This window comes from Nocardia transvalensis NBRC 15921 (assembly GCF_000308875.1).
GTDB classification, from domain to species: Bacteria; Actinomycetota; Actinomycetes; order Mycobacteriales; family Mycobacteriaceae; genus Nocardia; species Nocardia transvalensis.
The window spans coordinates 1-10,972 of sequence record NZ_BAGL01000084.1 but is presented as its reverse complement, the minus strand read 5'-3'; the positions used below and the strand labels follow the sequence as shown (position 1 = coordinate 10,972).

General features: G+C 69.0%; 9 protein-coding genes and 2 pseudogenes. 10 read left to right on the top strand and 1 reads right to left on the bottom strand.

From position 1 onward, the window contains the following. The 8 genes and pseudogenes from ON41_RS29400 to ON41_RS29365 all read left to right on the top strand — a co-directional run. Positions 1-1,101, top strand: a 1,101-nt coding sequence (locus ON41_RS29400) for a thioredoxin-disulfide reductase (protein WP_040751286.1), incomplete at its 5' end; no start/stop codon positions are given. 12 nt (positions 1,102-1,113) lie between these two features. After that, positions 1,114-2,597: pseudogene (locus tag ON41_RS29395) on the top strand (ATP-binding protein). Next, positions 2,597-2,950, top strand: coding sequence for a UBP-type zinc finger domain-containing protein (locus ON41_RS29390; RefSeq protein WP_040751280.1), 354 nt, complete (start codon positions 2,597-2,599; stop codon positions 2,948-2,950). The pseudogene ON41_RS29395 and the gene ON41_RS29390 overlap by 1 nt, the downstream one beginning before the upstream one ends. A gap of 94 nt (positions 2,951-3,044) precedes the next feature. Further along, positions 3,045-3,476: a hypothetical protein gene (locus ON41_RS29385; RefSeq protein WP_085995853.1), complete on the top strand. Its 432-nt coding sequence runs from the start codon at positions 3,045-3,047 to the stop codon at positions 3,474-3,476. A 113-nt stretch (positions 3,477-3,589) separates the two neighbouring features. Further along, positions 3,590-3,823, top strand: coding sequence for a hypothetical protein (locus ON41_RS29380; protein ID WP_040751278.1), 234 nt, complete (start codon positions 3,590-3,592; stop codon positions 3,821-3,823). A 243-nt stretch (positions 3,824-4,066) separates the two neighbouring features. Further along, positions 4,067-4,945 (top strand): RNA polymerase sigma-70 factor, encoded by an 879-nt coding sequence (locus tag ON41_RS29375; protein ID WP_040751277.1) that lies wholly within the window; start codon positions 4,067-4,069, stop codon positions 4,943-4,945. A gap of 260 nt (positions 4,946-5,205) precedes the next feature. Beyond that, complete coding sequence (locus ON41_RS29370; RefSeq protein WP_051162748.1) at positions 5,206-6,291, top strand: NAD(P)/FAD-dependent oxidoreductase; 1,086 nt, start codon at positions 5,206-5,208, stop codon at positions 6,289-6,291. Between the two features lie 282 nt (positions 6,292-6,573). After that, positions 6,574-7,311, top strand: a pseudogene (locus ON41_RS29365) (Clp protease N-terminal domain-containing protein); the annotation flags it as partial. A 166-nt stretch (positions 7,312-7,477) separates the two neighbouring features. On the opposite strand, the gene ON41_RS29360 reads toward ON41_RS29365, so the two are convergent. Beyond that, positions 7,478-8,242, bottom strand: a complete 765-nt coding sequence (locus ON41_RS29360) for a trans-aconitate 2-methyltransferase (protein ID WP_040751276.1) — start codon at positions 8,240-8,242, stop codon at positions 7,478-7,480. Between the two features lie 93 nt (positions 8,243-8,335). Here ON41_RS29360 and ON41_RS29355 point away from each other — a divergent pair, with 93 nt between their 5' ends. Next, complete coding sequence (locus ON41_RS29355) at positions 8,336-8,629, top strand: hypothetical protein (RefSeq protein ID WP_040751275.1); 294 nt, start codon at positions 8,336-8,338, stop codon at positions 8,627-8,629. A 223-nt stretch (positions 8,630-8,852) separates the two neighbouring features. After that, positions 8,853-10,478: a chaperonin GroEL gene (groL, locus tag ON41_RS29350; RefSeq protein ID WP_040751282.1), complete on the top strand. Its 1,626-nt coding sequence runs from the start codon at positions 8,853-8,855 to the stop codon at positions 10,476-10,478. The last annotated feature ends 494 nt before the right edge of the window (positions 10,479-10,972 follow it).

Here is a 10,972-nt window from a genome sequence, read left to right as displayed (position 1 = left end):
GGGCGCCAGCCAGGACCAGTGCCCGTGGTCATCGATGCCGCCGGGCAGGCGCTGATCACGCCCACGGACAGTCAGCTGGCCGGCAGCGTCGGCCTCAGCACCGATCCGACCGGCGACTTCTACGACCTGATCGTGGTCGGCGGCGGCCCGGCCGGTCTGGGCGCGGCGGTGTACGGCGCGTCGGAGGGGCTGCGCACGGTTCTCGTCGAGCGCACCGCGACCGGCGGTCAGGCGGGCCAGAGTTCGCGCATCGAGAACTACCTCGGGTTCCCCGACGGGCTCTCGGGCGCGCAGCTGGCCGACCGGGCGCGGCGGCAGGCGGTCAAATTCGGCGCCGAGCTGATCACCGCCCGCGAGGTCGTGGGGCTCGAGGCGTGCGGTTCGGCGCGGGTGGTCCGCTTCGACGACGGCAGTTCGGTCTCGGCGCATTCGGTGCTGATCGCGACCGGCGTCAACTACCGTCACCACCCGGCGCCCGGCGTGGACGAGTTCACCGGCCGCGGCGTCTACTACGGCTCGGCGATGACCGAGGCCGCCGACTGCGCCGATCGCGAGGTCTACATCGTGGGCGGGGCGAACTCGGCCGGTCAGGCGGCGGTATTCCTGTCCCGCAACGCCCGGACCGTGCACATCCTGGTGCGTTCCGACGCGCTGGGGAACTCGATGTCGCACTATCTGGTCCAGCAGATCGAGCAGGTTCCGAACATCAAGGTGCACACGTGCACGGAGGTGGTGGCCGCCGACGGCGACGATCACCTCGAGCGCATCGTGCTGCGCAACAACGCGACGGGCGCGGAAGAAAAAGTGGAGGCCGAACGGTTGTTCCTGTTCATCGGCGCCGCACCCGAAACCGACTGGCTCGACGGCCTGGTCCAGCGCGACACCGGCGGTTACGTGCTGGCCGGTCCGGATCTGCTGGTCGACGGCAACCGCCCGGCGGGCTGGGAGCTGCCGCGGCCCCCGCATCACCTGGAGACCAGCGTCCCGGGTGTGTTCGTGGCCGGCGACGTGCGCGCGGAGTCGGCGAAACGGGTCGCGTCCGCCGTGGGCGAGGGCGCGATGGCGGTCATGCTCGTCCACCGATACATCGCCAAACAGTAGGAGGTGGGCAGCATGGGTACCCAGACGATCTGTGATCCCGAGGAACTGCGCACGCTGTTCCTCTTCGAGAAGCTCGACGACGACCAGCTGGCCTGGCTGTGCCGCGACGGGCGCGTGGAGTACTTCGAGCCGGGCCCGGTCTATCGCGAGGGCGATGCGGCGACCTGCTTCTACGTGCTCATGGACGGCGAGGTCGTGCTGACCAAGTTGTCCGCCGGCGAGGAGATCGAGCTGGTCCGCACCGACCACCGCGGCTCCTACGCCGGGGCCTGGACCGCCTATATGGGCGACAAGGCCGAGGAGAACTACAACGGGTCGCTCACCGTGACCCGGCCGTCGAAGTTCTTCGTGCTCGACGCCGGCACCTTCGCCCGGATGATGCAGGACTGGTTCCCGATGGCGCTGCACCTGCTCGAGGGCGTGTTCTTCGGCAACCGCACGCCAACGAGATCATCGGCCAGCGCGAGCGGCTGCTGGCGCTGGGCTCGCTGTCCGCGGGCCTGACCCACGAGCTGAACAATCCGGCGGCCGCGGCCGTGCGGGCCACCTCCTCGCTGCGCGAGCGGGTCGCGGGCATGCGGCACAAGCTGAAGATGATGGCGCACGGCAAGTTCGACTCCGACGCGCTCGAGGCGCTGGTGCAGTTGCAGGAGGAGGCCGCCACCCAGGTCGCCAAGGCCCCGACGCTCACCACGCTGGAGGCCGCCGACCGCGAGGACGAACTCGGCGACTGGCTCACCGACCACGGCATCGCCAACGGCTGGGATATCGCGCCGACCTTCGTCCAGGCCGGATTCGACACCGACTGGCTGGAGAAGGTCGCGGCCACCCTGGAGGGCTGCGACGCCGGGGTGTTCGAGGGCGCGATCCGCTGGCTGAACTACACCGTCGAGACCGAACTGCTGATGAACGAGATCACCGACTCCACGGTGCGCATCTCGTCGCTGGTGAACGCGGCCAAGCAGTACTCGCAGATGGACCGGGCGCCGTTCCAGGTGGTCGACATCCACGAACTGCTCGACAGCACGCTGGTGATGCTGGCCCGCAAGATCGGCGACGGCATCGAGGTCGTCAAGGAGTACGACCGCAGCCTGCCCGAGGTCCCGTGCTACGCGGCCGAATTGAACCAGGTGTGGACCAACCTCATCGACAACGCGGTCGGCGCGATGGGCGGCAGCGGCACGCTCACCGTCCGCACCTATCACGAAAACGACTGTGCCGCAGTGGAGATCTGCGATACCGGGCCCGGCATCCCCGCCGATATCCGGAGCCGGATCTTCGAGCCGTTCTTCACCACCAAGCCGGTCGGCGAGGGAACCGGTCTGGGACTGGACATCTCGTTCCGGATCGTGGTGAAGAAGCACGGCGGCGACATCCGCGTGGAGTCGGCGCCGGGCGATACGAGGTTCATCGTGCGCCTGCCGCTCAACCCGGCCGGCAGGGACGCCCTCGAGAGTGAGGCCGCCGACGCGGCCCAGGATTCCGGAGGTGAGTGATGACCCAGGCGATCGAGGGTATCGATCCGGCGGTGCCGCCCAGCGGCGCCGGCTGTACGGAATGTGAAGCAGCGCAGGGCTGGTGGGTGCACCTGCGGCGCTGTGCCCAGTGCGGGCACGTCGGCTGCTGTGACTCCTCCCCGGCACAGCACGCCACCAAGCACTTCGCCGCGACCGGGCACCCGTTCGTGCAGAGCTACGAACCGGGCGAGGACTGGTTCTGGAACTTCCGCACCGAGGAGATGTACGGCGACGGCCCGGAACTGGCGCCGCCGCACCACCATCCGGAGGATCAGTCCGTGCCGGGCCCGCGTGACCGGGTGCCGCGCGACTGGCAGCGGCAGGTGCACTGACGGCCGCCGGGTTTTCAATATCGTTCGCGCCCGGTACGCTGCGACGCGCGCCGGACCTGCCCGGCGCGTTTCGACCACCGGGGATTAGACGTCTATGAAGCGACTTTCGGCGACCGCGGTCGTGCTGGGCGCACTGGCACTGGGCCTGACCGCGTGCGGGAACGACGATGCCGGCTCCGATGCCAGCGGTTTGCGCAGGAATGCGCCGTCCAGCGCCGCGCCGTCCGCCAGCGCCGCGCCCTCGGCGACCGAGGCCGCGTCCACGCCGACCGCCGAGCCGTCGGCGGCGCCGCGGCACTCGGAGAACTCCTCGCTCGGGCCGGCCTCGCAGACGACCTGCGCCGAGTTCAAGAAACTCGACACCGACGGCGAGAAGTCGCTGATGGAGAATCTGCTCGCGGAGAATCCGGGGTCGAAGTTCGAGGGCAGCCCGAACGTCGCGCTCGGCACCGCGAAGCTGGTGTGCCTGTCGGCGAGTCAGGCCGACAATCCGGTCGCGGTGGCCATCGGAATCGCCGAAAAGTAGCTCGCGGCGGGATCTTCCGCCTTAACCGGTCGTTTGGCCGCCGATAAGCCGTGCGGCGCACTGTCTTCCCAGGCGCCGCGGCAGGTGCGGCGCGCGATCGGTGGGAGAACCCGTTGAACAAGTTGGCGATTGCCGCGCTGGCCGCCGGTGCCATCGCTGTGACACTCACCGCCTGCCAGCCGGACGACGGCGCGGGCAGCAGCGAACTGCGCAAGAACAGCCCGCCCACGACCAGCGCCCCGCCCACCAGCGAGCGCCCCCGCCTCCACCTCCCCGACATCCACCTGCCCCGTCCGGGCTCCGGATCACCCACATCCTCCGCCGAGCCGACGACCACACCCGAGTGATGGGTGCGGTATGTGGTCGCGACTCGGCTGCCTATGGAATGTCGTCGCGAACGATCGGTGTCGGTGATGGCTGCGGATGATCGGTGCGGCAGGCGGCCCAGGGCCGGTGCGGACGGGCACGGTGATGGCCAGGGCGGTCGGTTGCCGTGGTCTATCGGTGCGGTCGGCCGCTGCGGTGGTCGGGGGCTCGGGCCGTCGCGGCGGGCGCGTATCGTCGCCGGGCGAGCGGAGGCAGGTGAGCGGGTGGACGAGACGGGACTGGCGGAGTTCGAGTCGCATCGGGCGCGCCTGTTCGCGCTGGCCTACCGGATGCTGGGCGCGGCGGGCGAGGCCGAGGACGCCGTGCAGGAGACCTACCTGCGCTGGGAGACCGCCGACCGCGGCGAGATCCGCAATGCCGAGGCATGGTTGACCACGGTGGTGGTGAATCTCTGTCGCACCTGGCTGGATTCGGCCCGCGCGCGCCGCGAGACCTATGTCGGGCCGTGGCTGCCGGAGCCGGTGCCCACCGCCGCCGGTCAGCTCGGGCCGCTGGAGTCGGCCGAACAGCGGGAGCTGGTATCGCTGGCGATGCTCACCCTGCTGGAGCGGCTGTCGCCGGTGGAACGCGCGGTCTTCGTGCTGCGGGAGGCATTCGATTACGGGCACCGCGAGATCGCCGCCATGCTGGCGCTGACCGAGGCCAATTCCCAGCAGCTCTACAGCAGGGCGCGGCGGCGCGTCCGCACCGGGAACGCCCGCTACGCCGCCACCCCCGACCAGGCGCGAGCGCTGTTCGAACGCTTCGTGGCCGCCGCCCGCGCGGGCGATATCGCCGCGCTGGAGAGCATGTTCGCCGCCGATATCGTCGCGACGGCCGACGGCGGCGGCGAGACGACCGCGGCCCGCCGCCCGATCGTCGGCGCCGCCCGCGTCGCCCGCTACCTGGTGGGCCTGTTCGCCACGGACATCCCCGGCCTGGAATTGACGCTCGAGGAGATCAACGGCTCCCCAGCGGCTGTGGCCCGCGTCAACGGCAGCGTGCTCCTCGTCGGCGCGACCGACTCGACCACCGACGGCGTCTCCGCCGTCCACATCGTGGTCAACCCCCACAAGCTCGCCTACCTCGCACGCGAACGTTGATCGCGCTGCGCTTCACTGTGTGACGGCCGTGCTGCGCTTCACTGTGTGACGGCCGTGCTGCGCTTCACCGTGTGACGGCCGTGCTGCGCTTCACTGTGTGACGGCCGTGCTGCGCTTCACCGTGTGACGACCGTGCTGCGCTTCACTGTGCGATGACCCTGCTGCGCTCCGGCGTGTGACACAACCCACCCTGCGCTTTTGTCAGGGTGGGTCGGCCTGTCCGGTCTGGATGGTGTCGGCCTTCTCGAAAGGAGTCACTCATGACCGGACGGCATCGGATCGTGGTACTGGGCGCGGGATACGCGGGCCTGTCGGCGGCGCGGACGCTGGCTCGACGGGCGAAGGGCGCGGAGGTCACCGTGGTGGACGCGCGCTCGGAATTCGTCGAGCGAGTGCGGCTGCATCAGCTGGCCGCAGGACAGCGCGTACCTCGGACGGACCTGCGGAAGTTGCTGGAGCGCAAGGCAATCGGATTCGTTCAGGGCCGGGCTGTGGCGATCGATCCGGCAGTGAAACAGATCTCACTGGCGGACGACACCGTCCTCGACTACGACACCCTCGTCTACGCCCTGGGAAGCGCGGCGGATGTGGAAAGCGTTGCGGGCGTCCGGAACTACGCCCACACCGTCGCCACCGTCGAGGACATCGCGCGGCTGGGCACGGCGGCCGGGCGGGTGGCCGTGGTCGGTGGCGGGTCGACGGGTATCGAGACGGCCGCCGAATTGGCCGAGGCCCGACCGGATCTCGCGGTATCGCTGGTCGGGTCCGACGAACCGGGAGCCTGGCTGTCGGGTAAGGCCGCCGGGCACATCCGCGCCGTACTGGACCGCTTCGGCGTCGAGGTGCACTCCGGCGCCAAGGTGATCGAGGTGCTGCCGGACGGCCTCCGCCTGGCCGACGGTCAGCAGATCCCGGCCGAAACGGTGCTCTGGACAACGGGTTTCGCGGTACCCGACCTCGCCGCCCGCGCGGGCCTGGCCGTCGACGGCAGCGGCCGCCTGCTCGTCGACGAGACCCTGCGCACCTCGGATCCGGACATCTACGCCGCCGGCGACAGTGCCGCGATCCCGGGCCCCGGCGGCCGGGAGCTGCGCATGGCCTGCGCGACGGCACTGCCGACCGGCTCGCACGCCGGAGCCTCCGTGGCCGCCCGCCTGCGCGGCGACCACCCACAACCGCTCCGCTTCCGCTACTACCTCCAGTGCATCAGCCTGGGCCGGCACGACGCGGTGGTCCAATTCGTCCGCCCCGACGACACCCCCACCCACCGAGCACTCATCGGCCGCCCGGCCGCCTGGGTCAAGGAGCGCATAGTCCGCGGCGCGGCCCGCCCCGCCCGCCCCTGACCAACCAACCCGCCGTCCTGGCCTCTCGCAACCCGCCCCGCCGTTCGGCCCCTCACTACCCGCGCCGCCACCCGGCCTCCCACTACCCGCGCCGCCACCCGGCGTCTCACTACCCGCGCCGCCACCCGACCTCTCACTACCCGCGCCGCCGTCCCGGCCTGCCGCAATCCGCGCCGTCGTCCGGCCCCGTTTTCCGGCACGTTTTTGGCCGGAATCCCCACCGCAACCCACATCGTCAACCAACTGTTGACGATCCACAACGAGTCAACCTATTGTTGACGCATGGCAGATGAAATAAAGATCCGCCTCGACGATCTGATCGAAGGCATCAAGAAAGCACGCCCCGACAACGCACTGGAACAGCTGTCCGACGCGGTGGTCGTCGGCGGGCACCTGGGCGAGGTGGCCGACCATCTGATCGGCCACTTCGTCGACCAGGCCCGCCGCTCGGGCGCATCCTGGACGGATATCGGCAGCAGTATGGGCGTCAGCAAGCAGGCCGCCCAGAAGCGATTCGTGCCCAAGGCGGCCGCCGATCCGGCCATGGACCCGAACGCCGGATTCGCGCGCTTCACCGACCGTGCCCGCGTGGTGGTGGTGAACTCCCAGGAGGAGGCGCGCAGTGCGGGCAATGCGGAGATCGTGCCGGAACATCTCGTGCTCGCGTTGCTCACCGAGCCGAACAGCCTGGCGGCGCACGCGATCGTCGCCCGCGGCGTGACGCTGGACGCCGTGCGCCGGGTGGCCACCGCGGCCCTGCCGCCGGCGACCGACGACGTGCCCGGCCTCATCCCCTACAGCGCCGCCTCCCGCAAGGCCCTCGAACTGACCTTCCGCGAGGCACTTCGCCTGGGCCACAATTACATCGGCACCGAACACCTCCTGCTCGCCCTCCTGGAACAGGAGGACGGCACCGGTGTCCTCTCGGGCCTCGGCCTGATCAAGGACGACATCGAGCGCGACCTGGTAGCCCAACTCGCCCAGTTCGCAGCCCAGCCATCACCCACCCCACCCCAGCCACCCACCCCACCGACCCCGCCCCAACCCCCGACACCACCCACCCCCCAGGGATCGCCCACCCCGCCCACGCCCCCGCAACCGCCCACTCCACCAGAGCCCCCGAAGCTCTGATCCCGCCCCAGCCCCGAAGCTCTCATCCCTTCGGGGTAGCGGCTCGGCGAAGGGCCTACGGCGTCCGGGCGACGGCGAAGACCCGGCGGAACGGGAGCCAGGTGGTCCCGTCGGGCTGCTGGGGGTAGGCGGTGCGCAGCAGCGGGGTCAGGTCGGCGACGAACCGGTCCCAGCTCGCATCGTCGAGGGCATCGCGAATCGGGCGCAGGGCCGTGCCCGAGACCCACTTCAGCACCGGATCGTCACCGGTCAGCCGCTGGAGATAGGTCGTCTCCCAGGCGTCGACGGCACATCCCGCGTCGGTCAGCACGGTGGCGTACCCGGTCGGGTCGAGCACATTGCGGGCCTCCAGCACTCCGGTCGGCTCGAGCCGTTCCCGCCATTCGTCCCGCCCGGCCAGCTCCCGGATCGACCGATGCGAGGGTGCGTCGAAATTGCCCGGCACCTGGATGGCCAGCCACGCACCCGGCGGCAGCTTGGCCGCCCAGTCGGTCAGCAGAGCGGGGTGGCCGGGCACCCACTGCAACACCGCGTTGCAGACGACTACGTCGGTGTCGGCCTCCGGCTGCCACTCGCGAACGTCGAGCAGTGTGGCGTGCACCCCGCGAGCCCGCGCCGCGGCGACCATCTGCGGCGAGGCGTCGGATGCCTCCACGACCGCCGCGGGCCAGCGCTCGGCGAGGGTTGTGGTCAGGTGACCGGGTCCGCATCCGAGATCGACGACCCGCCGCGGCCGCTCCGCCCCGATCCGCCCGAGCAGTTCGAAAAAGGGCCGTGACCGGTGATTGTCGAAGGCCAGGTACTGCTGCGGATCCCACATCGGCGGCTCCAGTCGTCGCACTCCCAAACCGTACGTACGTACTGTATGACCCGAGTGCGGGTTGCACAAGGGTTGTCAAGATACGATGTCGCTATGGCGGATGACGTGGATTCCGACCTAATCGCGGGGGAACTGCGCGCTGACCTGCTGCGCGCACTTTCCTATGTGCAGACCGAGGACGGTCCGGACGGTAGCTACATCGTCAACGGGGATCTACCTCCCGAGGTAGCGCCCCCGTTCATTCGCGCCATCATGCGCATCGAGGCGGAGTTGCTGTTGCACGATGCCGAACAGGTGACCGTCGAGCGTGGTGAGCCCCGGTCGCCGGAGGAGCGCCGCACCGACGCCTTCCTGGCTCTCGCTCTGCGCGTCACCGACACCATGTAAGCGGTCTGCCACTACCGTCGTGAACCTTGCACTCGATATTCCTGAGTGCTAAAAAGGGAGCTGGCACTCTCATCCTGTGAGTGCCAGGTCGGGACGGTGAGAGTGGAGCCATGACACCCCGCTCGTCCGTCGCGGGCACCGAACCTGGCCAGCGTAATGGGGGCGGCCCAACCTGCGGTCGTCCTGTGTGTCAGCCATACACATGGAGGATCTCAACAACGCCATGGCCAAGACAATCGCGTATGACGAAGAGGCCCGCCGCGGCCTCGAGCGGGGCCTGAACAGCCTCGCCGACGCCGTCAAGGTGACGCTGGGCCCCAAGGGCCGCAACGTCGTCCTGGAGAAGAAGTGGGGCGCCCCCACGATCACCAACGATGGTGTGTCCATCGCCAAGGAGATCGAGCTGGAGGACCCCTACGAGAAGATCGGCGCCGAGCTGGTCAAGGAAGTCGCCAAGAAGACCGACGATGTCGCCGGAGATGGTACGACGACGGCAACCGTTCTGGCCCAGGCGCTGGTGCGCGAGGGTCTGCGCAACGTCGCGGCCGGTGCGAACCCGCTGGGTCTGAAGCGCGGCATCGAGAAGGCCGTCGAGGCCGTCACCAACCGTCTGCTCGAGTCGGCCAAGGAGGTCGAGACCAAGGAGCAGATCGCCGCCACCGCCGCCATCTCGGCGGGCGACCAGTCCATCGGTGAGCTCATCGCCGAGGCCATGGACAAGGTCGGCAAGGAAGGCGTCATCACTGTCGAGGAGAGCAATACCTTCGGGCTCCAGCTGGAGCTGACCGAGGGCATGCGCTTCGACAAGGGCTACATCTCGGGTTACTTCGTGACCGACCCGGAGCGTCAGGAAGCGGTCCTCGAGGACCCGTACATCCTGCTGGTCGGCTCGAAGGTTTCGACGGTCAAAGATCTCCTCCCGCTGCTCGAAAAAGTCATCCAGGCCGGTAAGCCGCTGCTGATCATCGCCGAGGACGTCGAGGGCGAGGCCCTGTCGACCCTGGTGGTCAACAAGATCCGCGGCACCTTCAAGTCCGTCGCCGTCAAGGCTCCGGGCTTCGGCGACCGCCGCAAGGCGCAGCTGGCCGACATCGCCATCCTCACCGGTGGCGAGGTCATCAGCGAAGAGGTCGGCCTCAACCTGGAGAACGCCACCGTCGATCTGCTGGGCCAGGCCCGCAAGGTGGTCGTGACCAAGGACGAGACCACCATCGTCGACGGTGCGGGCGACGCCGAGTCCATCAAGGGCCGGGTTGCTCAGATCCGTACCGAGATCGAGAACAGCGACTCCGACTACGACCGCGAGAAGCTGCAGGAGCGCCTGGCCAAGCTGGCCGGCGGTGTTGCGGTGATCAAGGCCGGCGCCGCCACCGAGGTGGAGCTCAAGGAGCGCAAGCACCGCATCGAGGACGCGGTGCGCAACGCCAAGGCCGCCGTCGAGGAGGGCATCGTCCCCGGTGGCGGCGTGGCCCTGCTGCAGGCCGGCCCGGCTCTGGAAGAGCTGAAGCTGACCGGTGACGAGGCCACCGGCGCGAACATCGTCAAGGTCGCGCTGGCCGCCCCGCTGAAGCAGATCGCCTTCAACGCGGGCCTGGAGCCCGGCGTGGTGGCCGAGAAGGTCGCGGGCCTGCCCGCCGGCCAGGGCCTCAACGCCGACTCGGGCGAGTACGAGGACCTGCTGCAGGCCGGCGTCGCCGACCCGGTCAAGGTCACCCGTTCGGCCCTGCAGAACGCGGGCTCGATCGCGGCCCTGTTCCTCACCACCGAGGCCGTCGTCGCCGACAAGCCGGAGAAGGCTGCCGCTCCCGCGGCCGACCCGACCGGCGGCATGGGCGGCATGGACTTCTGAGTCCGGCCCGACAGAACACCCGGAGCCGGTCCACCATTTCGGTGGGCCGGCTTCCGGCATTTTCGGAAACCAATAGGTCGGTTCGGGGAATGGCGTGACGCAGAAGGGCGTTCCAAGATCAGTCGGCGTAGTTGTCGATGTCTTCGGATTGGCCGTATGACCAGGCGATTTGACATCGAAAGCGGTCGCCACGTAACTTATTCCAGGTCAGAGCGACACGGACACCGACCCGGACCGAAAGGCCCGGGACACGAGGTTGGACGATGAGCGCCTGACAGATCACACTGGCTCGACCGAGACCCCGATTTGGATCGGGGTGGATGGCTGAGCTAAGCTGGAAAAGTTGCCTCACCGATCGAGCGGACGGAAGTCCGGGAGATGGTTTGTGCGTGTGTTCTTTGAGAACTCAATAGTGTGTCGATGAATGTCAGTGCCAATTATTTTTTGGTTCCGGTCTTCACCCCCCGTGTGAGGGTCGGACATTTTTGTCAGCT

What these genes read in the sequence shown, in the direction of transcription:
- ON41_RS29390 (WP_040751280.1), top strand. Translation starts at nt 2,597, where the DNA reads ATGACCCAGGCGATCGAGGGTATCGATCCGGCGGTGCCGCCCAGCGGC.
- ON41_RS29385 (WP_085995853.1), top strand. Translation starts at nt 3,045, where the DNA reads ATGAAGCGACTTTCGGCGACCGCGGTCGTGCTGGGCGCACTGGCACTG.
- ON41_RS29370 (WP_051162748.1), top strand. Translation starts at nt 5,206, where the DNA reads ATGACCGGACGGCATCGGATCGTGGTACTGGGCGCGGGATACGCGGGC.
- ON41_RS29360 (WP_040751276.1), bottom strand. Translation starts at nt 8,242, where the DNA reads ATGTGGGATCCGCAGCAGTACCTGGCCTTCGACAATCACCGGTCACGG.
- ON41_RS29355 (WP_040751275.1), top strand. Translation starts at nt 8,336, where the DNA reads ATGGCGGATGACGTGGATTCCGACCTAATCGCGGGGGAACTGCGCGCT.
- groL (WP_040751282.1), top strand. Translation starts at nt 8,853, where the DNA reads ATGGCCAAGACAATCGCGTATGACGAAGAGGCCCGCCGCGGCCTCGAG.